The sequence below is a fragment of the Streptomyces sp. NPDC046712 genome (genome assembly GCF_040645695.1).
Classification (GTDB): domain Bacteria; phylum Actinomycetota; class Actinomycetes; order Streptomycetales; family Streptomycetaceae; genus Streptomyces.
Window position 1 is genome coordinate 206,217 of sequence record NZ_JBEYYW010000011.1, and the last position, 25,539, is coordinate 231,755.

Sequence of the window (25,539 nt, forward strand, 5' to 3'; positions counted from 1 at the left end):
ATCATGGCATCTGTATTCGAGTACGCACCGGCGCCCGAGTCCCGGTCCGTCGTCGACATCGCCCCTTCGTACGGCCTGTTCATCGACGGCGAGTTCGTCGACGCGGCCGACGGCAAGGTCTTCAAGACCGTCTCCCCCGCCACCGAGGAGGTCCTCGCCGAGGTCGCCCAGGCGGGCGCCGAGGACGTCGACCGCGCGGTGAAGGCGGCACGCAAGGCGTTCGAGAAGTGGTCGGCGCTGCCCGGCTCCGAGCGCGCCAAGTACCTCTTCCGCATCGCCCGGATCATCCAGGAACGCAGCCGTGAGCTGGCCGTCCTGGAGACCCTGGACAACGGCAAGCCGATCAAGGAGACCCGCGACGCGGACCTCCCGCTGGTCGCCGCGCATTTCTTCTACTACGCGGGCTGGGCCGACAAGCTCGACCACGCGGGCTACGGCGCGAACCCGCGCCCGCTGGGCGTGGCCGGCCAGGTCATCCCGTGGAACTTCCCGCTGCTGATGCTGGCGTGGAAGATCGCCCCGGCGCTCGCGACCGGCAACACGGTCGTCCTGAAGCCCGCCGAGACGACCCCGCTCTCCGCCCTGTTCTTCGCGGACATCTGCCGCCAGGCGGGCCTCCCGAAGGGTGTCGTCAACATCCTCCCCGGTTACGGGGAGACGGGCGCCTCGCTGGTCGAGCACCCGGATGTGAACAAGGTCGCCTTCACCGGCTCGACCGCGGTCGGCAAGTCCATCGCGCGCTCGATCGCCGGTACGCACAAGAAGGTCACCCTGGAGCTGGGCGGCAAGGGCGCCAACATCGTCTTCGACGACGCGCCCATCGACCAGGCCGTCGAGGGCATCGTCAACGGCATCTTCTTCAACCAGGGCCAGGTCTGCTGCGCGGGCTCGCGCCTCCTCGTCCAGGAGTCCGTCCAGGACGAGCTGCTCGACAGCCTGAAGCGGCGGCTCTCCACCCTGCGCCTGGGCGACCCGCTGGACAAGAACACGGACATCGGCGCGATCAACTCGGCCGAGCAGCTGTCCCGTATCAACGCGCTGGTGGAGAAGGGTGAGTCGGAGGGCGCCGAGCGCTGGTCCCCCGCCTGCGAGCTCCCGTCCGCCGGCTACTGGTTCGCCCCGACGCTCTTCACGAACGTCACTCAGGCGCACACCGTCGCCCGCGACGAGATCTTCGGCCCGGTCCTGTCCGTGCTGACGTTCCGTACGCCGGACGAGGCGGTCGCCAAGGCCAACAACAGCCAGTACGGCCTGTCGGCCGGCATCTGGACGGAGAAGGGCTCGCGCATCCTGGCCGTGGCCTCCAAGCTCCGCGCGGGTGTCGTCTGGGCCAACACGTTCAACAAGTTCGACCCGACCTCGCCCTTCGGCGGCTACAAGGAGTCGGGCTTCGGCCGCGAGGGCGGTCGCCACGGTCTGGAGGCCTACCTCGATGTCTGATGCGCGACTGAGTGTCTTCAAGACCTACAAGCTGTACGTCGGGGGCAAGTTCCCCCGCTCCGAAAGCGGCCGGGTGTACGAGGTGACCGACTCCAAGGGCAAGTGGCTGGCGAACGCGCCGCTCTCCTCCCGCAAGGACGCCCGTGACGCGGTCGTCGCGGCGCGCAAGGCGTTCGGCGGCTGGTCGGGTGCCACGGCGTACAACCGCGGGCAGATCCTCTACCGCATCGCCGAGATGCTGGAGGGCCGCCGGGACCAGTTCGTCGCCGAGGTGGCGGACGCGGAGGGTCTGTCGAAGTCCAAGGCGGGTGCCGTCGTGGAAGCGGCGATCGACCGCTGGGTCTGGTACGCGGGCTGGACGGACAAGATCGGCCAGATCGTGGGCGGGGCGAACCCGGTCGCGGGCCCGTTCTTCAACCTGTCGACCCCCGAGCCGACCGGTGTCGTGACCGTCGTCGCCCCGCAGGACTCGTCCTTCCTGGGCCTGGTCTCGGTCGTCGCCCCGGTGATCGCGACCGGCAACACGGTCGTGGTGATCGCCTCGGAGAAGGCGCCGCTGCCGGCCCTGTCCCTGGGCGAGGTGCTCGCCACCTCCGACCTGCCGGGCGGTGTCGTCAACATCCTTTCCGGCAAGGCCTCGGAGATGGGCCCGCACCTGGCGGCCCACCAGGACGTCAACGCGATCGACCTGACGGGCGCGGACGCCGATCTGGCGCGCGAGCTGGAGATCGCGGCGGCGGACAACCTCAAGCGCGTCCTGCGCCCGCGCATCGTGGACTTCACGGAGTCCCCGGGCACGGAACGGATGACGGCCTTCCTGGAGACCAAGACGGTCTGGCACCCGACGGGTTCCCTGGGCGCGAGCGGCTCCGCGTACTGAGAGGTACGAGGCGAAGGCCTCCGGTGCGGTGAAGGCCTCCGGCGCTCACCGCGCCGGAGGCCTTCGCGCTTCCCGCCTCACGTCCACCCCCTGGCCTCCCGCACCAGGAGCTCGTGGAGTTCGGCGAGGCGTGGCTCCGAGAGAGTGCCGGAACGGGTGGCGAGGTAGAGGGTGTTGATCGGCGGGATCTCCGGTTCCACGAGATGGATCAGTGCCCCCGCGTCGAGTTCGGCCGTGCACAGGTACGTCGGGAGGACCGAGATCCCCGCCGACGACGTCACCGCCGCTATCACCGCGCGCAGGTCGGGGACGACGACGGCGGGCGGGCTGGGCGGCGGGGCGTCGAACACCGTGCGCCAGTAGCGGCGGATGATGGGCAGGGTCTCCGCGTAGGCGATCATCGGAAGCTTCGCCAGGACCCGCGGCCCGTCCGCCGCGAGCGCGCCCTCCGGAATGCCGGCGGCTCACCTGGGGCGAGGCCGGCAGGGCGAACTCCTCGTCGGTCAGCGGTGATCGGTGCGGGCATGGGATTCCTGATGCAGTCGACCCCGCTCATCACCACGAACAGCGCGGATCCGCGCGACATGGGCGCGGCGAGCGGCGCCGCCTCCCTCGTCCGGACGATCGGCGGCTCGCTCGGCGTCGCGATGCTCGGTGCCGTCTTCACCGCCCGCCTCGCCGGCGCGGACACCCGACTGACCCCCGCGCAGCTGCGGGCGCTGCCCGCGTCCGTGCGGGAGAGCTTCGCGGCGGCGGTGACGAGCGGGCTGCACGGGGTGCTCCTGGGAACGGCCGTGCCGGCCGCACTCGCCTTCGCCGCGGCCTGGTTCGTACGGGAGATCCCCCTGCGGACCGAGCCCAAGGGCGCTAGTTCGCCGGAAGCATCCCCGTCACCTCACCGACCAGCGGCAGATCGTCCAGCGCCCCGCCCTTCGTGACGTGGTCCGTCACCAGGTTCGTGCCCACGGGCTGGAAGTCGGCGACCTGGGTGCCGACCCCGTTGTCCAGCGGGTCGACCCCGGTGTTCGCCAGCGGGTCGAGCTGAAGGCTGGTCAGCGGGCCGACGGCGTGGCCGGTGGCCCCGAGGGCCGCGACCGCGTCGCTGCCGGCCAGCGCGTCGACCGGCAGCGGCAGCGGGCCCGCCGCCTGCGCCGCCGCGGCGCCCATGCCGAGCACCGCCGCTCCCGCCGCCGTCGCGGTGAGACCGGCCTTCAGCAGGGCGCCGCGGCGGGAGGTCCTGGATTGCTTGTGACGCGCCATGAGAGTCCTTCAGCGTTGAGTAATCGCGGAGACACCGAGCGTAGTTGAGGTGTGATGCTCGATACCAACCCCCTCCCTCGGGGGTCCCCTGCCCGGGGGAATGCTTCACACTGGTGTCCCGTGAGTTCCCAACCGATCCCGACCCGTGTCGTCCTGCTCGCGGGCCCCTCAGGTTCCGGCAAGTCGTCCCTCGCCGCCGTCACCGGCCTCCCGGTGCTGCGCCTCGACGACTTCTACAAGGAGGGTGACGACCCGACGCTCCCGCTGGTCGCGGGCAGCGCCGACATCGACTGGGACTCCCCGCTCTCCTGGGACGCGGACGCCGCCGTCGCGGCGATCGTGGAGCTGTGCCGTACGGGACGTACGGACGTTCCCGTGTACGACCTGGCCACCAGCTCGCGCGTGGACCACGACGCCCTGGACATCGGGCGGACCCCGCTGTTCGTGGCGGAGGGGATCTTCGCGGCGGAGATCGTGGAGCGCTGCCAGGAGCTCGGCGTGCTCGCCGACGCGCTGTGTCTGCGCGGCCGGCCCTCGACGACGTTCCGCCGCCGGCTCGTCCGCGATCTCAAGGAGGGCCGCAAGTCGGTCCCGTTCCTGCTGCGCCGCGGCTGGCGGCTGATGCGCTCCGAGCGCTCCATCGTGGCCCGCCAGACGGAGCTGGGCGCCCACCCCTGCGCGAAGGACGAGGCCCTGGGACGCCTCGCCGCCGCGGCGGCGGGCCGTCACCGCACGCCGGCCGTTCGCTGACACGGCAACGCGACGCGGGCCGTACAAGCCCCCCCGGCTTGTCCGACCCGCGCCCTTTCCCCCGTACCCCCGTACGGTCCCCCGTGTTTCCCCCGTTGCCCCCCCGACCTTCAGGCCACCAGCTCGCCGAAGGACTCCTCCTCGTCACGGCCGAAGCTCAGGACCTCGTCCTCGCGCAGCCGGCGCAGGGAGCGCCAGATGCTCGACTTCACCGTGCCGACACTGATGTCCAGGATCTCCGCGATCTCCGGATCCGTACGACCCTCGTAGTAGCGCAGCACCAGCATCGTGCGCTGGAGCTCCGGCAGACGGGCCAGCGCCTGCCAGAGAACCGCGCGCAGTTCGGTGCCCCGCATCGCGTCCGTGTCGCCCGCCGTCTCCGGCAGCTCCTCGGTCGGGTACTCGTTGAGCTTGCGCCGACGCCACGCGCTGATGTGCAGGTTCGTCATGGTGCGGCGCAGGTAGCCACCCACCGCCGCCTTGTCGCTGATCCGGTCCCAGGCGCGGTACGTCGAGAACAGCGCGCTCTGGAGCAGGTCCTCGGCCTCGAACCGGTCACCGGTCAGGTGGTAGGCGGTGGCGTACAGGGAGGCACGGCGCTCCTGTACGTAGGCGGTGAACTCCGCCTCCGACAGCGACTGCCGCTCCCCCTTGACCTCCCCGTACGCCGCTCCCCCGTCAGCCACGGCGACCATGTACGGCGCCTTGTGCTGACGCCCGACGCTGCGAACGCACCCCCGCCCGTTCACCGCGCCGGACTTCTCCGGGCTCCGCACGACGACATCGTGGAGACGCGTGACAACTGCGCTTGAGGTGGTGCTGTGCAGTGCGTTCATTTCGCGCCCCCCGTCGATTGGAGTGTGTTCTGTCCGTGTGCCAAGAAGCTTGCCCGGCCCACTTCATCGCGGTGTCCGCCGACTGTCACAGCCGTGTCACAGGGGCCTGTGCCACCGCACAGTCGAACTCCGATGGCCTCATGGGACAGAATGGCGTCCGTGCCTTTCCTGTTGCTGATCGAGGACGACGACGCCATCCGCACGGCCCTCGAACTCTCCCTGTCACGCCAGGGCCACCGAGTGGCCACCGCGGCGACGGGCGAGGACGGCCTCAAACTGCTCCGCGAGCAGCGTCCTGACCTTGTCGTCCTGGACGTCATGCTGCCCGGGATCGACGGCTTCGAGGTGTGCCGGCGCATCCGGCGCACCGACCAGCTGCCGATCATCCTGCTGACCGCGCGCAGCGACGACATCGATGTGGTCGTCGGTCTGGAGTCCGGGGCGGACGACTACGTCGTCAAGCCGGTCCAGGGGCGGGTCCTCGACGCCCGGATCCGGGCCGTACTGCGGCGCGGGGAGCGGGAGTCCACCGACTCGGCGACGTTCGGCTCTCTCGTCATCGACCGTTCCGCGATGACGGTGACGAAGAACGGGGAGGATCTGCAGCTCACGCCGACCGAGCTGCGGCTGCTCCTGGAGCTGAGCCGGCGGCCCGGACAGGCTCTGTCCCGCCAGCAGTTGCTGCGCCTGGTGTGGGAGCACGACTACCTGGGCGACTCGCGTCTGGTCGACGCCTGCGTCCAGCGGCTGCGCGCCAAGGTGGAGGACGTGCCGTCCTCGCCGACCCTGATCCGTACCGTGCGCGGCGTCGGCTACCGACTGGACGTCCCTGCGTGAGAAGAGGGATGTTCGCGGGACTGCGCTTCACCAGCCTGCGCCTGCGCCTGGTCGTCGTCTTCGCCCTGGTCGCGCTCACGGCCGCCGTGTCGGCCTCCGGGATCGCGTACTGGCTGAACCGCGAGGCGGTGCTGACCCGCACCCAGGACGGCGCGCTGAACGACTTCCGGCAGGAGATGCAGAACCGGGCCGCGACGCTGCCGCTGCACCCCACCGAGGAGGACCTGCGGCGTACGGCCGAGCAGATGGCGGACGGCAGCACCGGCTACAGCGTGCTGCTGCTCGGTGAGCGGGCGGCCGGCAAGCCGATCATCGGGGCCTCGAACCCGGACACCTTCACCCTGGCGGACGTACCGGCCTCCCTGCAGGTGGCGGTGGACACCGAGCGGCCGGTCGGCGAGGGCAACGCCCATCCGTACCACCTGTTCTGGCAGCGCACGCAGCGCGGCCAGACCCCGTACCTGGTCGGCGGGACGAAGATCGACGGCGGCGGGCCCACCGGCTACATGTTCAAGTCCCTGGACGCCGAGCGGGCGGATCTGAACTCGCTCGCCTGGTCCCTGGGGATCGCGACCGCGCTCGCGCTGGTCGGCTCCGCGCTGCTCGCGCAGGCCGCCGCCACGACCGTCCTGCGGCCGGTGCACCGGCTCGGTGAGGCGGCTCGCCGGCTGGGCGAGGGGAAGCTCGACACCCGGCTGCGGGTCTCCGGCACGGACGAACTGGCCGATCTGTCACGGACGTTCAACAGCGCGGCGGAGTCCCTGCAGAAGAAGGTCGACGACATGAGCGCGCGGGAGGAGTCCAGCCGTCGCTTCGTCGCGGACATGTCCCACGAGCTGCGTACTCCGCTGACCGCCCTGACGGCCGTCACGGAGGTCCTGGAGGACGAGCAGGACTCCCTCGACCCGATGATCGCGCCGGCCGTGGCGCTCGTGGTGAGCGAGACGCGGCGGCTGAACGACCTGGTGGAGAATCTGATGGAGGTGACCCGCTTCGACGCGGGCACCGCGCGGCTGGTCCTCGACGACGTGGACGTGGCCGACCAGGTCACCGCCTGCATCGATGCCCGGGCCTGGCTGGACGCCGTGGAGCTGGACGCCGAGCGCGGGATCATGGCGCGGCTCGATCCGCGCCGGCTCGACGTGATCCTGGCGAACCTGATCGGCAACGCCCTCAAACACGGCGGTTCGCCGGTGCGGGTGGCGATCCGCACGGAGGACGGCGAGCTGGTGGTCGAGGTACGGGACCACGGTCCGGGCATCCCCGAGGAGGTCCTGCCGCATGTCTTCGACCGCTTCTACAAGGCGAGCGCGTCCCGGCCCCGCTCGGAGGGCAGTGGTCTGGGGCTGTCGATCGCCATGGAGAACGCGCTGATCCACGGTGGTTCGATCACCGCCGCGAACTCGCCGGACGGCGACGGCGCGGTGTTCGTCCTGCGCCTTCCGCAGGACAGCGAGCAGGGCGGGGTGGAGGAGAGTTGAGACGGCTTCGCCGTACGGGGGTCCGGTCAGGAGCCCGTACAGGAGTCCGTACGGGAGTGCTGGCGGCGGCCGTCGTGGTGGCCGCGCTCGCCTCCGGGTGCGGGATCAGGACGACGTCGGTGCCCGTGGACGCGGGTCCGGCCCCCTCCCGGGTGCCGTGCAGTGTCTCGGGCGACGAGGTCGCCACGCAGGCCACGGGGATGCCGGTCCGGGTGTTCCTGGTGTGCGGTTCGCAGCTGGAGGCGGTGGACCGCAGGTCGCCGCTGCCCGAGGAGAAGGTCGGCGGGGACCCGGTGCGGACCGCGTCGACGCTGCTCGCGCAGTTGCAGAGCGAGCCGTCGGACAGCGAGCGGGAGGCCGGGTTCTCCACGGCGGTGAAGGGGCCGCTCGTCGTCACCGGCGGCCACAAGGGCGATCCCGCGGACACGCTGCGGCTGAGCAGGCAGCCGGAGGACCTGACACCGACGGCCCTCGCGCAGATCGTCTGCACCTTCGCGCGGAGCGCGGCCGGCGCGGGCGGGGAGACGGTGGTGCTCGGCGGTCCCGGCGGCTATCCGCCGCACCGCTACCGGTGCACGGCCGAGCTGCGGGAGCGCCCCGAGTCGGCGGCCCCGACGGTGACCGCGCCGACACCGTCGGCCTCCTGAGCCGAGCCGCCGCGCGGGCGGCGGAACCGATTCCGGCACAGGGCGCGTCTTGGGGGGCGTGCAGCGTCAAGGTTCGGGCGGCAGTGCCGCCGTGGTCGTACGCGTGGCGGGGTTCGCCCTCCTCCTCGCGCATCTGCTCCTCGTCGCCTGGGTGACGCTCCGCCCACGCGACGTGGCCTGGGTGACGGCGCCGAACCTGACCCCGCTGGCCGGGATAAAGGCGGATCTGGCGCTCGGCCCGGCCGAGGCGGCCCGGCGGATCGGCGAGGGGCTGCTGCTTCTGGCCCCGCTCGGTGTTCTGCTCCCGATGGCCGACGGCCGGCTGCATGTGTCGCCGTGGGCGTCCCTGGCCCGTACCACCGCCGCCGGGGCGCTGGTGTCCCTCGCCGTCGAACTGCTGCAGACCGCCGTGCCCGGGCAGGTCGTCGATGTGGACTCGCTGCTCCTGAACACCGCCGGGGTGGCGCTGGCCCATCTGCTGGTGGTGCCGGCGGGCCGGGCGCGGCTGCGCCGCAGGAGGGACCCGCGGGCGCGCCGGTCCACCTCCGGTACCAGCCGGGGCCGGGGTTCGGCCCTGCTGCGGGACGAGGGTTCTCAGGGACCTACCCCGACGATTCCCAGGGTCGGGATCGCCCCGTAGACCGACGCTTTGTCCCCTGGTCCGGGGCGAGTATGGAGTCATCAGGGAGCCCGACGGAGCGGCTCCCGGAGATGCCTCTCGAAGGAGCCCACCATGGCCGCACTTGCCCGCCCCCGTGACGGACGCATGATCGGCGGAGTGTGCGCAGCGCTGGCACGGCGCTTCGGCACCTCGGCCACCACCATGCGGGTCATCTTCCTCGTCTCCTGCCTGCTGCCCGGTCCGCAGTTCCTGCTGTACCTGGCGCTGTGGCTGCTGCTGCCGACGGAGAAGTCGGCGAGCACGGCCTGGTAGGGGCAGCACAGGACGTACATACGCCGATGGGGCGCGCACCCGGACCGGGTGTGCGCCCCATCGGCATGTGTGGCCCGATCAGCCGAGCGGCAGACCGTTCAGGGGGAGGCCGTTCAGCGGGAGGCCGCCGAGCAGGCCGCCGACCGGGGTGCTGCCGAGCGCGCCGGTGGCGCTGTCGAGCGGGGCGTGCTCGAGCGCCGCGCCGGCCGCGGTCGGCAGGGTCTTGACGCCCTGGTCGACAGAAGCCTCGCCGGAGAGGAGGGACTCGGCGGCGCCGTCGGGGAGCTCGGTGAGGCCGTCGCCCAGCGGCACGGTCTGGGTGACCAGGCCGAGCGCGTCCGGGGTGGCGGGCAGCGACGGGGCGGCGGCGGCCGTGCCGGCGGCGGCAGCGGCGAAAGCGGCACCGAGAGCGGCGACACCGAGCGTCTTGGCGGCAGACTGCTTCATCAGAAAATCATCCTTGAGGATCTTGGGGATCATGGAGCTTCGGGAAAAGCAGGGATTGCGGGGAATGCAGAGCAGCTTCGCAAGCTAGCCACCTGCTTGACACCCGGGCAAACACCGAAATGCGGCCGGAGGTCACGCCCCCGGCCGCCCCGACTGCTCCGTCCGGAGCCCGTCCTCGTTCTCCCCTCACTCCGCCTAGCTGGAAGAACCGCTGGTCGCGGAGGTCTGCTGGAACAGCCATTCGGACTTCAGCTCGGCATATCCCGGCTTGATCACGTCATTGATCATCGCGAGGCGTTCATCGAAAGGAATGAAAGCTGATTTCATCGCATTGACCGTGAACCACGCCATGTCGTCGAGCGTGTATCCGAATGCCTCGACCAGCAGCTCGAATTCCCGGCTCATGCTCGTCCCGCTCATGAGGCGGTTGTCGGTGTTCACGGTGGCCCGGAAGTGCAGCTTGCGGAGCAGACCGATGGGGTGCTCGGCGATGGAGGCCGCCGCGCCGGTCTGGAGGTTGGAGGTCGGGCACATCTCCAGCGGGATGCGCTTGTCCCGTACGTACGCGGCCAGCCGGCCGAGCGCCACCGAGCCGTCCTCGGCGACCTCGATGTCGTCGATGATGCGGACGCCGTGCCCCAGCCGGTCGGCACCGCACCACTGCAGTGCCTGCCAGATGGACGGCAGACCGAAGGCCTCGCCGGCGTGGATGGTGAAGTGGTTGTTCTCGCGCTTCAGATACTCGAAGGCGTCGAGGTGTCGGGTGGGCGGGTAGCCGGCCTCGGCACCGGCGATGTCGAAGCCGACGACACCGGAGTCGCGGTAGCGGTTGGCCAGTTCGGCGATCTCCAGCGCACGGGCGGCGTGCCGCATGGCGGTCAGCAGCGCGCCGACGCGGATGCGGTGACCGCCGGCCCTGGCCTGCCGCTCGCCCTCGCGGAAGCCCTCGTTGACCGCCTCGACGACCTCCTCCAGGGTGAGCCCGGCCTCCAGGTGCTGCTCGGGGGCGTACCTCACCTCGGCGTAGACGACACCGTCCTCGGCGAGGTCGACCGCGCACTCGGCGGCGACCCGGACGAGGGCCTCACGGGTCTGCATGACGGCGCAGGTGTGCGCGAAGGTCTCCAGATAGCGCTCCAGCGAGCCGGAGTCGGCGGCCTCGCGGAACCAGATGCCGAGCTTGTCGGGCTCGGTCTCGGGAAGGTTGTCGTAGCCCTGCGCGAGGGCGAGGTCGATGATCGTGCCGGGGCGCAGTCCGCCGTCGAGGTGGTCGTGGAGGAGCACCTTCGGGGCGCGGCGGATCTGGTCCGCGGTGGGGACGTTGGGGATCTGGCTCGTCATTGCCGCACTCTAGCCCCTACGCGCGTAGAGCGCGCCTCCTCAACTCGCTTGTCGATACGTAACAGTGACCGCGCGTACGGATGGCGTACACCTCCGCTTCTGAGACTGTTCTGCCATGGCGCACTCCGCACTCGTAGGGACTGCCGGCAGCCGGACACCCCGGCTCGGACGGCCCGTCGGCGCATCGCACCCCGGTACGGCGGTGGGCGGTGTGGTCCTGCTCCTCCCGAACGGGGAGGTGGCCTCCGCGCGGGGCGCCTCGCTCCGGGCCCACGCGGCGCTGCTGCCCCTGGGGCGGCGACTGGCCGCGGCCGGGCGCGCGGACGGCCTCGTGGTGCACGTCGTGCGCTACCGGGGGCGCGGCTGGAACGGCACGGACGCCCAGCCGGCCGCGGACGCGTCCTGGGCGGTGGCGGAGGCGGTACGCCGCTACGGCGACGTCCCGGTCTGCCTGGCCGGCCACGGGATGGGCGCGCGGGCCGCGCTGCGGGCGGCCGGGCACACGGCGGTCGACGCGGTGCTCGCGCTTGCGCCGTGGCTGCCGGAGGACGACGTGGCGGCGGAGCCGGAACCGGTGCGCCAGCTCGTGGGGCGCCGGGTCATGATCGTGCACGGCACGAACGACGCCCGTACGGATCCGGAGCTCTCGTACCGGCTGGCGGAACGGGCCAAGAAGTCGAACCGCGACACGTGCCGCTTCGAGGTCCACTCCGACGGCCATGCGCTGCGCCAGTACCACGACGAAGTCCGTTCCCTGGCCACGGACTTCGTGCTCGGCTCACTCTTCACCCACCCCTACGCCCGCCCGGTCGCGGACGCGCTGGCGGCTCCGCCGCCACTGGGGTTGCGCATGCCCCTGGCAGCGGGCTTCGGCCGCGCGCTGCGGCGGTAGGGGCGGGGGCCCGGGCTCCCGGGGCGCTACTCCGGCAGGAGGTTGCCCCGTTTGCTCAGGAGGAACTTTTTGAAGGCCGCCACCGGGGCCGTGTCCGGGTGGCCGTCGAGCCAGGCGACGCCGATCTCGCGGACGGCGCGGGGGGCCGTCACGTTGAGTTCGACGACGCCGGGGCGGGGGACGGCCGGCGGGGGCAGCAGGGCGACGCCCAGGCCCGCCGCCACCAGACCGCGCAGGGTCTCGGCCTCCTCTCCCTCGAAGGCGACACGCGGCTTGAACCCGGCCTCGGCGCACAGGTCGTCGGTGATGCGGCGCAGCCCGTACCCCGGCTCCAGGGTCACGAAGGTCTCGTCCGCGGCCTCCGCGAGGCGGACCCGCTTGCGCGAGGCCAGCCGGTGGTCGTCGGGCACCACGAGACGCAGCCGCTGCTCGTCGATGCGGCGGGCGACCAGGTCCGGCGCGTCGGGCACGGGCGAGGTCAGGCACAGGTCCAGGTCCCCCGCCCGCAGCCGCTCGATCATCGCCTCGCCGTAGTTCTGGACGAGCGTGAAGCGGACCCGGGGGTGGTCCACGCGGAAGGCGCGGATGAGCCCGGGGACGGTCTCGGAGCCCATCGTGTGCAGGAAGCCGAACGCGACCCGGCCCGCCGCCGGGTCCGCGTCCGCCCGTACGGAGTCCGCCGCCCGCTCCACCTCCGCGAGCGCCCGCTCGGCCGAGGCGTAGAACGTGCGGCCCGCCGGGGTGAGCGAGACCGTCCGGCCCTTGCGGGCGAAGAGGGAAACCCCCAGGTCCTGTTCCAGCCGGACCATCGCCCGCGACAGCGTCGACTGCGGCACACCCATCTCGGCCGCCGCCCTCGTCACATGCTCGTGCCGGGCCACCGCCGCGAAGTACGCGAGCCGTGGCGCGAGCAGCAGCCCCATGTCTTCTTCGTAACTACTCGGTGACAGCCGACTCTGTGACCTGTACTCATGCATCATGGGAACGATTACAGCAGTTCCGTGCATTGGACGCATGAAACGAATCGTCCTACGTTCGAGACATGCCTTCCGCCAGTACCAAGGCGGCCGCCACCAGCACGGTCGCCGACACCCGCCTCACCCCCGGTTCCCCCGGCTACCGCCGCATGAGCTTCGCCCTCTTCGCCGCCGGACTCGCCGCCTTCGCGCTCCTCTACTCCACCCAGGCCCTCCTCCCCGCGATCTCGGCGGAGTTCGGCGCCACCGCCTCCGCGGCCTCCTGGACGGTCTCCGCCGCCACCGGCGCCCTCGCCCTCCTCGTCCTCCCGATGAGCGCCCTCTCCGAGCGCTTCGGACGGCGCACGATGATGACCGCCTCGCTCGCCGTCGCGGTCGTCGTCGGACTCCTCGTCCCCTTCGCCCCGAACCTGGAGTGGCTGATCGCCCTGCGGGCGGTCCAGGGCGCGGCGCTCGCCGGCCTGCCCGCCTCCGCCATGGCGTTCCTGGCCGAGGAGGTGCGGCCGAAGGCGCTGATCGCCGCGATCGGCCTGTTCGTCGCCGGCAACTCGATCGGCGGCATGAGCGGCCGGATCGTCACCGGCTGGGCGGCCCAGCTGTGGGGCTGGCGCGCGGGGCTCCTGGCGGTCGGTCTGATGGCGGTGGCCTGCGCAGTCGTCTTCCGCCTGCTCCTCCCGAAGGCCCGTCACTTCACGCCCGGTTCGCTGAACCCCAAGGCACTGGCGACGACGGTCCGTACCCACCTCGCCGACCCGCTCCTCATGCGCCTGTACGCGATCGGCGCGCTGTTCATGACGGTGTTCGGCGCGGTGTACACCGTGATCGGCTACCGCCTCGTCGAGGCCCCCTTCTCTCTTCCGCAGGGCGTCGTCGGCTCGATCTTCCTGGTCTACCTCGTGGGTACGGTCTCCTCGGCCGCGGCCGGGAAGCTGGTCGGCCGCCTCGGCCGACGGGGGGCGCTCTACCTGGCCGTCGGCACGACGGCGGCCGGTCTGCTGCTCTCCCTGGCCGACTCGCTCGCCGCCGTGCTGCTCGGCCTGGTCCTGATCACGGCCGGCTTCTTCGCCGGGCACGCGGTCGCGTCCTCCTCGGTCAGCCGTACGGCGAAGACCGGCCGCGCACAGGCTTCGGCGCTCTACCAGTCCGCGTACTACATCGGCAGCAGCGTGGGCGGCACCCTCGGCGCGATCGCCTTCCACGCGGGCGGCTGGGCGGGCACGGTCCTGCTGGGCCTGGTCGCGGTCCTCGGCGTCGTGTCGATCACGCTCTACGGCAGCCACAGCGCGCGGGTGGCGGCGCGCGCCGAGGCCGGTCGGCTCCGGGTCCGGACGGCGCACTGAATCCGTATCCGATCCCGCACCGGATCCGTACAACCGGAACACCCCCTCGGTCGTCCTAAGTCATAAGACTCAAGGGGGAGTTGGTGATCATGAACGGGATACGGAAGCGGGCCGGGATCGTCCTCGGCATCACCTCGATGGTGGTGCCGCTGACGGTCGCTCTCGGTGCGGCGCCGGCGCAGGCGGCCTCGTGCAACGTGACGACGGGGCCGTACCAGAAGCAGGTGGAGAAGTTCCTGGGGCGGACGGTGGACGGGCGGCAGTCGCTCGCCGACTGCAAGGCCATCCAGGCGTTCCAGTGGAAGCACGGCATCACCCCGACGCAGGGGTACGCCGGTCCGCTGACCTGGCGGACGATGTCCACGATGCTGGCGCAGAAGGCGGCCGGCACGAACCCGAACAAGGCGGGGAAGTGTCCGACCAACAAGGGCCGGATCGCCTGTGTCGACCTGACGCGGCAGCTGAGCTGGATCCAGGACGGGTCGCGGCTGAAGTACGGTCCGGTGCCCGTCCGTACGGGCAAGGACGGCACGGAGACCCGGACCGGCGCCAAGAGGATCTACTGGCGGAACATCAACCACTGGTCGACGATCTACCACGTGTCCATGCCGTACTCGCAGTTCTTCGACGGCGGGCAGGCGTTCCACTCCACCACCAAGTCCATGTGGAACCCGCCGGGTTCGGGCGGCTGCGTCAACATGCGTCCGGCCGACGCCAAGGCGTACTGGAACCTGCTCAGGAACGGCGACGACGTGTTCGTCTACGGACGGAAGCCGGGAACCTGACCCCGGCTGTCAGTGCGCTGCGGTAGCTTCCCCTCATCGGCACAGAACCGGTGTCGGTGAGGGGCGAGTGGGGTGGACCTGCAATGAGTGACCTGGCGACCGCGGCCGAGGACCGGAACTCCCAACTGGAGCAGTACCGGACGGAGTTGACCGGGTACTGCTACCGGATGCTGGGCTCCTCGTTCGAGGCCGAGGACGCCGTGCAGGACACGATGGTCCGCGCCTGGCGGGCCATCGACTCCTTCGAGGGGCGCTCGTCACTGCGCTCCTGGCTGTACCGGATCGCGACCAACGTCTGTCTGGACTCGCTCAACGCGGGCAACCGGCGGGCCCGGCCGATGGATCTGACCGAGGCGACGCCGGTCGCGCAGGCGCAGCTGAACGCCCGGCCGGAGATCACCTGGCTGGAGCCGGTGCCGGACGGGCGGGTGCTGCCGTCGGTGGCCGACCCGGCGGACACGGCGGTGTCCCGCGAGACCGTGCGCCTCGCGTTCGTCGCCGCGCTGCAGCATCTGCCGCCCAAGCAGCGGGCCGTGCTGATCCTGCGCGAGGTGCTGGCCTGGAAGGCTAGCGAGGTCGCCGAGCTGCTCGACACCACGGTCGCCTCCGTCAACAGCGCGCTCCAGCGGGCGCGCGCCACGATCGCCGAGAACGAGCCGAAGGCCTCGGACGCCGCGGACCCGCTGGACGAGGAGCAGAAGGAGCTCCTGGAGCGCTATGTCGCCGCCTTCGAGGGGTACGACATGAAGGCGCTGACGGCGCTCCTGCACGAGGACGCGACGATGTCCATGCCGCCGTACGACCTCTGGCTGCGGGGGCACGACGACATCGTGGGCTGGATGCTCGGCGTCGGCGACGTCTGCCGCGGCTCGAAGCTGGTGCCGACGGTGGCGAACGGCTCGCCGGCGTTCGCGCACTACCACCCGGACCCGGAAGGCGGTTACAGCCCGTGGGCGCTGATCGTCCTGGAGCTCAGGGACGGCAGGGTCGGCGGCATGGACTTCTTCCTGGACACCAAGCGGTGGTTCCCGCTGTTCGATCTGCCGGAGCGGCTCGAGGCGTAGTCACCACGGTCACGGGTGCGGTCGTACGACGTCGGCGAGGCCGACCAGATCCAGGAGGGCCCGCAGATCGGCTCCGGCGCCACGGAACGTGAGCCGGTGCCCGAGGCGCCGGGCCGTGAGCCGCAGCCGGGCCAGGGCGTCCACGGCCGCGAGATCGGCATGGGCGAGGCCGCCGACGTCGCAGATCACGTCGGTGGGCGGCACCCCTTCGAGCACGGCGCACAGCCGGGCGACCTCCTCGGGGGTGGCCCGGGCGGCGAGGGTCAGTACGAGCGGTTGACTGGTGTCCACACCAAGGAGACCTGCGCCACGGCCGGAACTCATCGGAGACACCGGCGTGACGACGGTCGTGGTGACGGGGCCGGCCGCCTACACCGGGAAGGTGCGCGTGTCGATCGTGAGGTCGAAGGGGGCGGGGAGGCGGATCTCCATCCCGAACGGGACCGCGCTCAGGACCCGGTAGGCCTCGCCCTTCGGCTCCCCGTAGAGAGTCACGGTGGCCCCCCCGGGGGCGAAACCGTCGATCAACAGGTACAGGGGTACGCCCGCCTGGGCATATCCGGCCGCCTTCATGATGCGGTCGTGGCTCGCGTTCGACTTCGACGTGACCTCCACGACCAGCTCCGCGCCCGCAGCCGGGACGAAGTTGCCCGGTTCGCTGAGCATGCCCTCCGGCACGACTGCCAGATCCGGAATGTAGAGGCTGTCCCGCGAGGGAATCGCAGTCCCCAGGGTCTGGTAGATCCCCCAGTCCTCCGGGATCACGCTGTAGAGGCGGCGCTGGACCTTCTCGGCGATCCGGTTGTGCGCGTTGGACGGCGGCGGTGACACGGTGATGATCCCCTCGATGATCTCCACCTTGCAGCCCTCGGGTGCGTCCGTCTCCTCCCAGATTCGGACGAGGTCGTCCCACTCTCGGCCGTCGGCCGTGTGGTCGACGGTGAGTGCGCTCATGGCGGTCTCCTCTATCGGTGCGTCACCGATCCCAGCATGCCGAACGGGACCGGCGGAGGTCCACCGGTCCCGTTCACCCGAAAGGGCCACCGGCACATGCCAATGGCGATCAAATGATCAGGCGATGCGGTCCAGGACGATCGGCTTCGGGGTGAACGCCGTGCCCTCCGGGGCGATGTCCCAGGCGCCGTCCAGGGACTTCAGGGCGTAGTCGAACTTCTCCGGGGTGTCCGTGTGCAGGGTCAGCAGCGGCTGGCCCGCCGTGACCGTGTCGCCCGGCTTGGCGTGGAGTTCGACGCCCGCGCCGGCCTGGACCGGGTCCTCCTTGCGGGCGCGGCCGGCGCCGAGGCGCCAGGCGGCGATGCCGATGTCGTAGGCGTCGAGGCGGGTGAGGACGCCGGAGGTCGGGGCCGTGACGACCTGGTGCTCGCGGGCGACCGGGAGGGTCGCGTCGGGGTCGCCGCCCTGGGCCGCGATCATGCGCCGCCAGACGTCCATCGCCGAGCCGTCCGCCAGCGCCTTCGCCGGGTCCGCGTCCTTGATCCCGGCCGCGTCGAGCATCTCGCGGGCCAGCGCGATCGTCAGCTCGACGACGTCCGCCGGGCCACCGCCCGCCAGGACCTCGACCGACTCGCGGACCTCGAGGGCGTTGCCGGCGGTCAGGCCGAGCGGGGTCGACATGTCGGTGAGCAGGGCGACCGTCTTGACGCCGCTGTCGGTGCCGAGGCCGACCATCGTCGAGGCGAGCTCCCGCGCGTCCTCGATGTTCTTCATGAAGGCGCCGGTGCCGACCTTGACGTCCAGGACCAGCGAGCCCGTACCTTCGGCGATCTTCTTCGACATGATCGAGGAGGCGATCAGCGGGATCGCCTCGACCGTGCCGGTGACGTCCCGCAGGGCGTAGAGCTTCTTGTCGGCGGGGGCGAGTCCGTCGCCCGCCGCGCAGATCACCGCGCCGGTGGTGTCGAGGACGTGCAGCATCTCCTCGTTGGAGAGCAGCGCGCGCCAGCCCGGGATGGACTCCAGCTTGTCGAGCGTGCCGCCGGTGTGGCCGAGGCCCCGGCCGGAGAGCTGGGGCACGGCCGCGCCGCAGGCGGCGACGAGCGGGGCGAGCGGAAGGGTGATCTTGTCGCCGACACCGCCGGTGGAGTGCTTGTCGGCGGTCGGGCGGGACAGGGACGAGAAGTCCATGCGCTCGCCGCTGGCGATCATCGCCGCGGTCCAGCGGGCGATCTCGCCACGGTTCATGCCGTTGAGCAGGATCGCCATGGCCAGGGCCGACATCTGCTCGTCGGCGACCTCGCCGCGGGTGTAGGCGTCGATGACCCAGTCGATCTGCTCGGGGCTCAGCTCACCCTTGTCCCGCTTGGTCCGGATGACGGAGATGACGTCCATGGTGGTGCCTCTTTCTACGCGCATAGAGGGGGAAAGGGGGAGCGGCCCTTCCCATCGTGCCGGAAGGGCCGCTCCGAGGTGTTACTTCGCGAGGTGGTCCGGGCCGAACGCGTGCGGAAGCATCTCCGCCATCGTCAGCAGCCCGGCCGGGGTCTCCAGGACGAGTTCGGGGCCGCCGAACTCGTACAGCAGCTGCCGGCACCGTCCGCACGGCACCAGGGGCGCGCCCAGGCCGTCCACGCAGACGAAGTGGGTCAGCCGGCCGCCGCCGGTCGCCTGGAGCTGCGAGACGAGCCCGCACTCCGCGCACAGCCCGAGGCCGTACGAGGCGTTCTCCACGTTGCAGCCGGAGACCACCCGCCCGTCGTCGACGAGCGCGGCGGCGCCGACCGGGTAGCCCGAGTACGGGGCGTACGCCCGGGACATGGCGTCCCGCGCGGTCTCCCGGAGGGCCTCCCAGTCCGGCTGGGCGCTGGGCGTCACTTGCCCTCGCCCTTGCGGTAGCGCATGCCGTCCGCCTTGGGCATCCGCAGACGCTGCGCGGAGAGCGACAGCACCAACAGCGTCACGATGTACGGGGTGGCGCTGACGAACTCGACCGGGACCGTCTCCGTGCCGAGGTACCAGATGAAGACGCCGACACCGATGACGGTGGCGATCGAGGAGGTGATCCAGCGCTTCTTGTACGCCTTCCAGGCCGCGATGGCCACCAGGGCCGCGAACAGCAGCAGGAGCAGCGCGTGCACGGACTCGCCGCCGCTGCGGAGCTGGAGCGCGTCGGCGAAGCCGAAGAGGCCCGCGCCCATGGCGAGGCCGCCCGGGCGCCAGTTGCCGAAGATCATCGCCGCGAGGCCGATGTAGCCACGGCCACCGGTCTGGCCCTCGTTGTAGATGTGCGAGGTGACCAGCGAGAGGAAGGCGCCGCCGAGACCGGCGAGACCGCCGGAGACGATCACGGCGATGTACTTGTACTTGTAGACGTTGACGCCCAGCGACTCGGCGGCGATCGGGTTCTCACCGCAGGAACGCAGGCGCAGACCGAACGCGGTCTTCCACAGCACGAAGAACGTGCCGATCACCAGCAGCACGGCGATGATCGTCACCAGCGAGAGGTTGGTGACCAGACCGCCGAGGATGCCGGCGAGGTCCGAGATCAGGAACCAGTGGTGCTTCTCGATGTCGGCCAGCCAGTCGGACAGACCGGGGATCGTGACCGAGGTGATCTCCTCGGCCGGCGGGGACTGCTTGGGGCTGCCGCCCTTGGCCGCCGCCTCACCGCTGTTGAACCACAGCTTGGCGAAGTAGGTGGTGAAGCCGACCGCCAGGATGTTGATCGCGATACCGGAGATGATGTGGTCGACACCGAAGGTGACGGTGGCGACCGCGTGCAGCAGACCACCGAGCATGCCGCCCACGATGCCGGCGAGGATGCCGAGCCACGGGCTGGTCTGCCAGCCGGCCCAGGCACCGAAGAAGGTGCCGAGGATCATCATGCCCTCGAGACCGATGTTGACCACGCCCGCGCGCTCGGACCACAGACCGCCGAGACCGGCGAGGCCGATCGGCACGGCGAGTGAGAGCGCGGCGCCGATCTGGCCGGCCGAGGTGAGGTCCTGCGCGCCGGTGATGGCGCGGACGGCGGAGAGGGCGATGAGCCCGCCCGCGACGATCAGCAGGATCCAGGGGAGGGAGAGGCGGGTGCGGCCGCCCTTGCCACCGGCCGCCTTGGGAGCGGCGGGCGGCGGGGTGGAAGTCGCCGTGGCGGTCACGCCGACACCTCCGTCGTGTCGTTGGAACGGGCCTGGGCGGCGAGCTTCTCGCCGACCTGGCGCTGCTGGCGCTTGATGCCGTAACGGCGTACGACCTCGTAGGCGATGACGACGCAGAGGACGATGACGCCCTGCATGACGCCGACGATCTCCCTGTCGTACTCCTCGAACTCCAACTGCTGGGCGCCGCGCTCCAGGAAGGCCCAGAGGATCGCGGCGAGCGCGATGCCGATCGGGTGGTTGCGGCCGAGCAGGGCGATGGCGATACCGGTGAAGCCGATGCCGACGGGGAAGTCGCCGCCGAACTCGTACGAGTCGTTGAGCAGCGTCGGCATACCGATCAGACCGGCCATGGCGCCGGAGATCAGCATGGAGGTGACGACCATCTTCTTCACGTTGACACCGCTGGCCGCGGCGGCCGTGTCGGACTGGCCGACGGTGCGCAGGTCGAAGCCGAAGCGGGTGCGGGAGAGCGTGAACCAGTACGCGACGCCCGCGAGGACCGCGACCACGACGAAGCCGTAGACCGGTGTCGGTGTGGTCGGGAACTCGAAGAAGTGCGAGGACTCCGGCAGCGGGGTCGTGGCGACCTTGGTACCGGCCGGGTCCAGGTGGCCGAGGCGGCCGGGCTGCAGCAGGTAGCCGATGATCGCGGTCGCGATGAAGTTCAGCATGATCGTCGAGACGACCTCGCTGACACCTCGGGTGGTCTTGAGGACACCGGCGATGCCCGCCCACATGGCGCCGACGATCATCGCGGTGATGATGATCAGCGGGATCTGCACGATGCCCGGCAGGGTCAGCGCGCCACCGACGGCGGCGGCGAAGAACGCCGCGAGACGGTACTGGCCGTCGACGCCGATGTTGAACAGGTTCATGCGGAAGCCGACGGCCACCGCGATGCCCGCCAGGTAGTACGTCGTCGCCTTGTTGATGATGTAGACCTGGCTGTCCGACTTGATGCCGTAGTCGAACATGATGCCGAAGGCGCTGAACGGCTCCTTGCCGGTGGCCGCCAGCACCAGGGCGGTGATCAGGAAGGCGGCGACGATCGCGAGCAGCGGTGCCGCGATGCCGAGGAGCAGCCGCTCCTTGTCGAACTTCTTCATCGGGCCTCGTCCTCCGGGCCGTCGGTGCCCTCAGGGCTCTCAGGGTGCTCAAGGTGGCCGGCCGCGGCGCCGGTCATGGCCGAGCCGAGCTGCTCCGGGGTGATGGTCGCCGGGTCGGCGTCCGCGACGAGCCGGCCGCGGTACATCACCCGCAGGGTGTCGGACAGGCCGATCAGCTCGTCCAGGTCGGCGGAGATCAGCAGGACCGCCAGGCCCTCGCGGCGAGCCGCGCGGATCTGGTCCCAGATCTGCGCCTGCGCGCCGACGTCCACGCCCCGGGTGGGGTGCGCGGCGATGAGCAGCTTGGGGTTGTGGCTCATCTCCCGGCCGACGATCAGCTTCTGCTGGTTGCCGCCGGACAGGGAGGCCGCGGTGACCTCGATGCCGGGGGTACGGACGTCGTACTCGCGGACGATCCGCTCGGTGTCCTTGCGGGCGGCCTTGAGGTCGAGGACGGCGCCCTTGGAGTTGGGCTTCTCGGTGACGTGGCCGAGGATGCGGTTCTCCCAGAGGGGGGCCTCCAGGAGCAGGCCGTGCCGGTGGCGGTCCTCGGGGATGCAGCCGATGCCGTCCTCGCGCCGCTTGCGCGTCGGCGCGGTGGAGATGTCGGCGCCGTCCAGGGTCACCACGCCGCGGTCGGCCTCGCGCATGCCCATGATCGTGTCGACGAGCTCGGACTGGCCGTTGCCCTCGACACCGGCGATGCCGAGCACTTCGCCCTTGTGGATGGTGAAGGTGATGCCGCCGAGGACCGCGCGGACCACGCCGTCGGGGTCGACGGCGCTCAGCGACAGGTCCTGGACCGTCAGCATCGGCACGTCGGTGACGGTCGACTCGCGGGTCTCCGGGGAGGGCAGCTCGGCGCCGACCATCAGCTCGGCGAGCTGCTTGGTGGTCGTGTGCTTCGGGTCGGCGGTGCCGACCGTGGTGCCGCGCCGGATGACGGTGATCTCGTCGGCGACCGACAGGACCTCACCCAGCTTGTGCGAGATGAAGATGACGGTCAGGCCCTCGGCCTTGAGCTCGCGCAGGTTGTCGAAGAGCGCGTCGACCTCCTGCGGGACGAGCACGGCGGTCGGCTCGTCGAGGATCAGGGTGCGGGCGCCGCGGTAGAGGACCTTGAGGATCTCCACACGCTGGCGGTCGGCCACACCGAGGTCCTCCATGAGGGCGTTCGGGCGGATGCCGAGGCCGTACGCGTCGGAGATCTCCTTGATCTTCGCGCGCGCCCTGTCCCCGATGCCGTACAGCTTCTCGGAGCCGAGGACGACGTTCTCGAGGACGGTGAGGTTGTCCGCGAGCATGAAGTGCTGGTGCACCATGCCGACACCGCGGGCGATGGCGTCTCCGGGGTTGTGGAACGTCACCAGCTCGCCGTCGACCGTGATGGTGCCCTCGTCCGGCTTCTGCATGCCGTAGAGGATCTTCATCAGGGTCGACTTGCCCGCGCCGTTCTCGCCCACGAGGGCGTGCACGGTGCCGCGGCGCACGGTGATGTCGATGTCGTGGTTGGCCACGACTCCCGGGAAACGCTTGGTGATGCCGCGGAGTTCTACGGCGTTGGGACTGCTGGGGCTGGAGGCTTTGATGACGCACTCTCCTAGGCAGGGAGCGTGAGGAGGATGAGGCGGGGACGCAGGCGCTGTCGGTGGCGAAAAATACCCTGTGCGCAGATATCTACGCGCGTAGCATTCGCGAAATTGTTCAACTGGCCGCGGTTGTACGTGTGAAGGGGGCCCGGAGTGTCGGCCGAAGCCGCTCTCCGGGCCCCCTCCGACGTGTCAGAGGGTCGTCTTGACCTTGATCTGACCGTCGATGATCTTCTTCTTGGCCTCGTCGAGCTTGGCCTGGATGTCAGTGAGGTGGCCACCCGTGGTGGTCAGGGAGACACCGTCCTCGGCGAGCGAGTAGGCGTGCGTGCCGGTCAGCGGCTTGCCGTCCTGGACCGACTTGATGAGCTCGAAGACACCGGTGTCGACGTTCTTGACCATCGAGGTCAGGATCGAGCCGGCGTACTTGGACAGGGCCGGGTCCTTGGCCTGGTCCGAGTCGACGCCGATCGCCCAGGCGCCCGGCTTCGCGGCGACGGCCTCGATGGAGCCGGCACCCGAGCCGCCCGCGGCGGCGTAGATGACGTCGATGCCCTTGTCGAGCATGCCCTTGGCGGCGGCCTTGCCCTTGTCCGGGGCGCCGAAGCCGGAGAAGTCCGTACCGGTGGACAGGTACTGGATCGTGACCGAGGCGTTCGGCTTGGTGTCCTTGACGCCCTGCTGGAAGCCGGCGGCGAACTTCTTGATCAGCGGGGTGTCGACACCGCCGATGAAGCCGATCTTGCCGTCCTTGGACTTCAGCGCGGCCGCGACACCGGCGAGGTACGAGCCCTGCTCCTCGGTGAAGACGATCGAGTCGACGTTCTTCAGGTCGGAGACCGAGTCGACGAGGCCGAACGTGACCTTCGGGTACTTGGCGGCGACCTTGTCGATCGCGTCCTTGTAGGCGAAGCCGACACCGATGACGGGGTTGAAGCCGCCCTCGGCGAGGGAGGCGAGGCGCTGCTCGCGGTCGGCCGGGGTCTCACCGGTCTTGGCGGTGAGCTCCTTGGTCTCGACACCGAGGTCGGCCTTGGCCTTGTCCAGGCCACGGGCGGCGGAGTCGTTGAACGAGTTGTCGCCACGGCCGCCGACGTCGTAGGCCATACCGACCTTGATGGTGTCCGAGTCGGAACCGGTGTCGGTGGACGACTCACCACAGGCGGTGGCGGTGAGAGCGAGGGCCGCGGTCACTGCGGACGCGGAAACGATCTTGGATACCCGGCGCAAGAGGAGGGTCCCTTCGAGACTGACCGAAAGCGCCTCTTCCGGCGCTGGTTTCGCGTGGATCGTAACGCGCGTAGATGTCAGTTAAAGACCCGTTCATGAGTCGTTATCGGATCGTCGCGAACGAGCCACGGGGACGACCGGCGGCGCCTGCCCCGGCACGACCGGTTATACACCTGGGCGCCGGGCTTGGAGCGGCGTTTTTGCGACAGTTCGCGCTGTGTTCCTCCGAACGGCGGAGGCGGAGAAGGGGGCCCTGCGACCCCCTCCCGTCGGTGCCGTCAGCTCTTCGGCGTGGCGTCGATGAGAGCGGCGGCCGTGAAGAGCTCGACTCCCACCTGGATGGACCGCTCGTCCACGTCGAAGTCACCCGCGTGCAGGTCCCGGCGTGTCGTGTCGCCCGGGGTACGGGTGCCGAGGCGGGCCATGGCGCCCGGGACGTGCTCCAGGTACCAGGAGAAGTCCTCGCCGCCGAGGCTCTGCTCGGTGTCCTCGATCGCATACGGTCCGCGGCGGGCCGTCATCGCGTCGCGGAGCAGTTCGGTGATGACCGGGTCGTTGACGACCGGGGGGACGCCGCGGACGTAGTTGATCGTCGACTTCGCGTGGTGCATCGTCGCCACCTCGTCGATCGCCGCGTGGACCAGGTCGGGCGCATCGCGCCAGGCGGGCAGGTCGAGGCAGCGGACGGTGCCGGAGAGCTCGGCGTGCTGCGGGATGACGTTGCAGGCGTGGCCGGACTCGATGCGGCCCCAGGTGACCGCGAGGCCGGAGCGGGCGTCGACCCGGCGGGAGAGCAGGGCCGGGACGTCGGTGGCGATCCGGGCGGCCGCGGTGACCAGGTCGGTGGTGAGGTGCGGGCGGGCCGTGTGGCCGCCGGGGCCGTCGAGGGTGACTTCGAGCCGGTCGCAGGCGGAGGTGATGGGGCCGGGGCGCAGCCCGATCCGGCCGGCGTCCACCTTCGGGTCGCAGTGGACCGCGATGATCCGGCCGACCCCGTCCAGGACCCCGGACTCGATGGCGTCGGCGGCGCCGCCGGGCAGCACCTCCTCGGCGGGCTGGAAGATCAGCCGCACGGCGCGGGGCAGCAGCCCCTGCCGGTCGAGGTCGGCGAGGACAAGACCGGCGCCCAGAACGGTGGTGGTGTGGACGTCGTGGCCACATGCGTGGGCGCGATTGGGCACGGTGGAGCGGTACGCGACGGTCTTGACGTCCGGGATGGGCAGCGCGTCGATGTCGGCGCGGATCGCCAGCATGGGCCGCCCGCGGTCCCACGTACCGATGTCACAGACGAGGCCCGTGCCCGTCGCCAGTACCTTCGGCGCCAGTCCGGCCGCCTCCAGGCGTGTCTTCAGGGCGGCGGTGGTACGGATCTCCTGGTTTCCGAGCTCGGGGTGCATGTGCAAGTCGCGGCGGAAGGCGATCAGTTCGGCGCGCAGCGACGCGGACAGCGTTCCGGGCAGGGCGACGGAGCCGGGCTCACGGGACTTCAACTGGTTCACCTTTTGAAGGGTAGGCCCCTTCAGAGATCAACTGCCCGTTGATCACGAAAAGTTCAACCCGATAGGGGAAAGAAAGTCGGTTC

The 25,539-nt window shown here is 70.7% G+C and carries 28 protein-coding genes; 13 read left to right on the forward strand and 15 right to left on the reverse strand.

The features are described from left to right. The first annotated feature begins 3 nt into the window (after positions 1 to 3). Both ABZ939_RS17360 and ABZ939_RS17365 read left to right on the forward strand, forming a co-directional pair. The gene (locus ABZ939_RS17360; RefSeq protein ID WP_361855118.1) at positions 4 to 1,440 is read left to right on the forward strand and encodes an aldehyde dehydrogenase family protein; all 1,437 of its coding nucleotides are present in this window, start codon (positions 4 to 6) and stop codon (positions 1,438 to 1,440) included. Further along, the gene (locus tag ABZ939_RS17365; protein ID WP_361855120.1) at positions 1,433 to 2,320 is read left to right on the forward strand and encodes an aldehyde dehydrogenase family protein; all 888 of its coding nucleotides are present in this window, start codon (positions 1,433 to 1,435) and stop codon (positions 2,318 to 2,320) included. Before ABZ939_RS17360 ends, ABZ939_RS17365 begins: the two co-directional genes overlap by 8 nt. A gap of 77 nt (positions 2,321 to 2,397) precedes the next feature. Here ABZ939_RS17365 and ABZ939_RS17370 read toward each other — a convergent pair whose 3' ends face one another. Beyond that, positions 2,398 to 2,721, reverse strand: coding sequence for a LysR substrate-binding domain-containing protein (locus ABZ939_RS17370; RefSeq protein WP_361855123.1), 324 nt, complete (start codon positions 2,719 to 2,721; stop codon positions 2,398 to 2,400). A gap of 123 nt (positions 2,722 to 2,844) precedes the next feature. Between ABZ939_RS17370 and ABZ939_RS17375 the strand changes: the two genes are divergently transcribed. Then, positions 2,845 to 3,258: a hypothetical protein gene (locus tag ABZ939_RS17375; RefSeq protein ID WP_361855126.1), complete on the forward strand. Its 414-nt coding sequence runs from the start codon at positions 2,845 to 2,847 to the stop codon at positions 3,256 to 3,258. On the opposite strand, the gene ABZ939_RS17380 is transcribed toward ABZ939_RS17375, so the two are convergent. Then, a complete protein-coding gene (locus tag ABZ939_RS17380) occupies positions 3,188 to 3,580 on the reverse strand; it encodes a hypothetical protein (protein ID WP_361855129.1) in 393 nt (130 codons plus the stop codon). The genes ABZ939_RS17375 and ABZ939_RS17380 overlap by 71 nt on opposite strands. A 54-nt stretch (positions 3,581 to 3,634) precedes the next feature. On the opposite strand from ABZ939_RS17380, the gene ABZ939_RS17385 reads away from it, so the two are divergent. Continuing rightward, positions 3,635 to 4,330 (forward strand): hypothetical protein, encoded by a 696-nt coding sequence (locus ABZ939_RS17385; protein WP_361855131.1) that lies wholly within the window; start codon positions 3,635 to 3,637, stop codon positions 4,328 to 4,330. 110 nt (positions 4,331 to 4,440) lie between these two features. On the opposite strand, the gene ABZ939_RS17390 is transcribed toward ABZ939_RS17385, so the two are convergent. Further along, positions 4,441 to 5,166 (reverse strand): SigE family RNA polymerase sigma factor, encoded by a 726-nt coding sequence (locus ABZ939_RS17390; RefSeq protein WP_361855134.1) that lies wholly within the window; start codon positions 5,164 to 5,166, stop codon positions 4,441 to 4,443. Positions 5,167 to 5,325: 159 nt separating this feature from the next. Between ABZ939_RS17390 and afsQ1 the strand changes: the two genes are divergently transcribed. The 5 genes from afsQ1 to ABZ939_RS17415 all read left to right on the forward strand — a co-directional run bounded on the left by afsQ1 (position 5,326) and on the right by ABZ939_RS17415 (position 9,065). Continuing rightward, on the forward strand, positions 5,326 to 6,003 hold the full coding sequence (afsQ1, locus tag ABZ939_RS17395; RefSeq protein WP_175439295.1) for a two-component system response regulator AfsQ1: 678 nt from the start codon (positions 5,326 to 5,328) through the stop codon (positions 6,001 to 6,003). Positions 6,004 to 6,011: 8 nt separating this feature from the next. Next, entirely contained in the window at positions 6,012 to 7,484 is a 1,473-nt protein-coding gene (locus ABZ939_RS17400; RefSeq protein ID WP_361855137.1) for a HAMP domain-containing sensor histidine kinase, read from the forward strand. A 56-nt stretch (positions 7,485 to 7,540) separates the two neighbouring features. After that, on the forward strand, positions 7,541 to 8,131 hold the full coding sequence (locus ABZ939_RS17405) for a hypothetical protein (protein ID WP_361855140.1): 591 nt from the start codon (positions 7,541 to 7,543) through the stop codon (positions 8,129 to 8,131). Positions 8,132 to 8,222: 91 nt separating this feature from the next. Then, entirely contained in the window at positions 8,223 to 8,771 is a 549-nt protein-coding gene (locus ABZ939_RS17410) for a VanZ family protein (RefSeq protein ID WP_361855143.1), read from the forward strand. Between the two features lie 93 nt (positions 8,772 to 8,864). Continuing rightward, the gene (locus ABZ939_RS17415; protein ID WP_336546973.1) at positions 8,865 to 9,065 is read left to right on the forward strand and encodes a PspC domain-containing protein; all 201 of its coding nucleotides are present in this window, start codon (positions 8,865 to 8,867) and stop codon (positions 9,063 to 9,065) included. A gap of 78 nt (positions 9,066 to 9,143) precedes the next feature. On the opposite strand, the gene ABZ939_RS17420 is transcribed toward ABZ939_RS17415, so the two are convergent. Both ABZ939_RS17420 and ABZ939_RS17425 read right to left on the reverse strand, forming a co-directional pair. Beyond that, complete coding sequence (locus ABZ939_RS17420; protein WP_361855146.1) at positions 9,144 to 9,512, reverse strand: hypothetical protein; 369 nt, start codon at positions 9,510 to 9,512, stop codon at positions 9,144 to 9,146. Between the two features lie 195 nt (positions 9,513 to 9,707). Next, positions 9,708 to 10,853, reverse strand: coding sequence for an adenosine deaminase (locus ABZ939_RS17425; RefSeq protein ID WP_361855148.1), 1,146 nt, complete (start codon positions 10,851 to 10,853; stop codon positions 9,708 to 9,710). Positions 10,854 to 10,968: 115 nt separating this feature from the next. Here ABZ939_RS17425 and ABZ939_RS17430 point away from each other — a divergent pair, with 115 nt between their 5' ends. Next, on the forward strand, positions 10,969 to 11,745 hold the full coding sequence (locus ABZ939_RS17430; protein ID WP_361855151.1) for an alpha/beta hydrolase: 777 nt from the start codon (positions 10,969 to 10,971) through the stop codon (positions 11,743 to 11,745). Between the two features lie 26 nt (positions 11,746 to 11,771). Here ABZ939_RS17430 and ABZ939_RS17435 read toward each other — a convergent pair whose 3' ends face one another. Further along, positions 11,772 to 12,725 (reverse strand): LysR family transcriptional regulator, encoded by a 954-nt coding sequence (locus tag ABZ939_RS17435; protein WP_361855154.1) that lies wholly within the window; start codon positions 12,723 to 12,725, stop codon positions 11,772 to 11,774. A 62-nt stretch (positions 12,726 to 12,787) separates the two neighbouring features. On the opposite strand from ABZ939_RS17435, the gene ABZ939_RS17440 reads away from it, so the two are divergent. The 3 genes from ABZ939_RS17440 (at position 12,788) to ABZ939_RS17450 (ending at position 15,911) form a co-directional block, all read left to right on the forward strand. Next, positions 12,788 to 14,062 (forward strand): MFS transporter, encoded by a 1,275-nt coding sequence (locus ABZ939_RS17440; RefSeq protein ID WP_361855157.1) that lies wholly within the window; start codon positions 12,788 to 12,790, stop codon positions 14,060 to 14,062. 89 nt (positions 14,063 to 14,151) lie between these two features. After that, entirely contained in the window at positions 14,152 to 14,847 is a 696-nt protein-coding gene (locus ABZ939_RS17445) for a L,D-transpeptidase (protein WP_361855160.1), read from the forward strand. 83 nt (positions 14,848 to 14,930) lie between these two features. Then, a complete protein-coding gene (locus ABZ939_RS17450; protein ID WP_361855163.1) occupies positions 14,931 to 15,911 on the forward strand; it encodes a sigma-70 family RNA polymerase sigma factor in 981 nt (326 codons plus the stop codon). A gap of 9 nt (positions 15,912 to 15,920) precedes the next feature. Here the strand turns inward: ABZ939_RS17450 and ABZ939_RS17455 are convergent, their stop codons facing one another. From ABZ939_RS17455 to ABZ939_RS17495, 9 genes are all read right to left on the reverse strand, one after another. Further along, a complete protein-coding gene (locus ABZ939_RS17455; RefSeq protein ID WP_361855166.1) occupies positions 15,921 to 16,202 on the reverse strand; it encodes an STAS domain-containing protein in 282 nt (93 codons plus the stop codon). Positions 16,203 to 16,280: 78 nt separating this feature from the next. Then, positions 16,281 to 16,865 (reverse strand): Uma2 family endonuclease, encoded by a 585-nt coding sequence (locus tag ABZ939_RS17460; RefSeq protein WP_361855169.1) that lies wholly within the window; start codon positions 16,863 to 16,865, stop codon positions 16,281 to 16,283. Between the two features lie 117 nt (positions 16,866 to 16,982). Further along, positions 16,983 to 18,260: a thymidine phosphorylase gene (locus tag ABZ939_RS17465; protein WP_361855172.1), complete on the reverse strand. Its 1,278-nt coding sequence runs from the start codon at positions 18,258 to 18,260 to the stop codon at positions 16,983 to 16,985. A gap of 81 nt (positions 18,261 to 18,341) precedes the next feature. Then, positions 18,342 to 18,743, reverse strand: a complete 402-nt coding sequence (locus ABZ939_RS17470; RefSeq protein WP_361855175.1) for a cytidine deaminase — start codon at positions 18,741 to 18,743, stop codon at positions 18,342 to 18,344. After that, positions 18,740 to 20,029, reverse strand: coding sequence for an ABC transporter permease (locus tag ABZ939_RS17475; protein ID WP_361855178.1), 1,290 nt, complete (start codon positions 20,027 to 20,029; stop codon positions 18,740 to 18,742). The genes ABZ939_RS17470 and ABZ939_RS17475 overlap by 4 nt, the downstream gene beginning before the upstream one ends. Next, positions 20,026 to 21,138: an ABC transporter permease gene (locus tag ABZ939_RS17480; RefSeq protein WP_361855181.1), complete on the reverse strand. Its 1,113-nt coding sequence runs from the start codon at positions 21,136 to 21,138 to the stop codon at positions 20,026 to 20,028. Before ABZ939_RS17480 ends, ABZ939_RS17475 begins: the two co-directional genes overlap by 4 nt. Next, complete coding sequence (locus tag ABZ939_RS17485; protein WP_361855230.1) at positions 21,135 to 22,727, reverse strand: ABC transporter ATP-binding protein; 1,593 nt, start codon at positions 22,725 to 22,727, stop codon at positions 21,135 to 21,137. Before ABZ939_RS17485 ends, ABZ939_RS17480 begins: the two co-directional genes overlap by 4 nt. Before the next feature lie 192 nt (positions 22,728 to 22,919). Continuing rightward, positions 22,920 to 23,957: a BMP family ABC transporter substrate-binding protein gene (locus ABZ939_RS17490; RefSeq protein ID WP_361855184.1), complete on the reverse strand. Its 1,038-nt coding sequence runs from the start codon at positions 23,955 to 23,957 to the stop codon at positions 22,920 to 22,922. A 278-nt stretch (positions 23,958 to 24,235) separates the two neighbouring features. Beyond that, positions 24,236 to 25,456 carry an amidohydrolase gene (locus tag ABZ939_RS17495; protein ID WP_361855187.1) on the reverse strand — a complete coding sequence of 407 codons (1,221 nt, stop codon included), beginning with the start codon at positions 25,454 to 25,456 and terminating at the stop codon, positions 24,236 to 24,238. Positions 25,457 to 25,539: the final 83 nt, after the last annotated feature.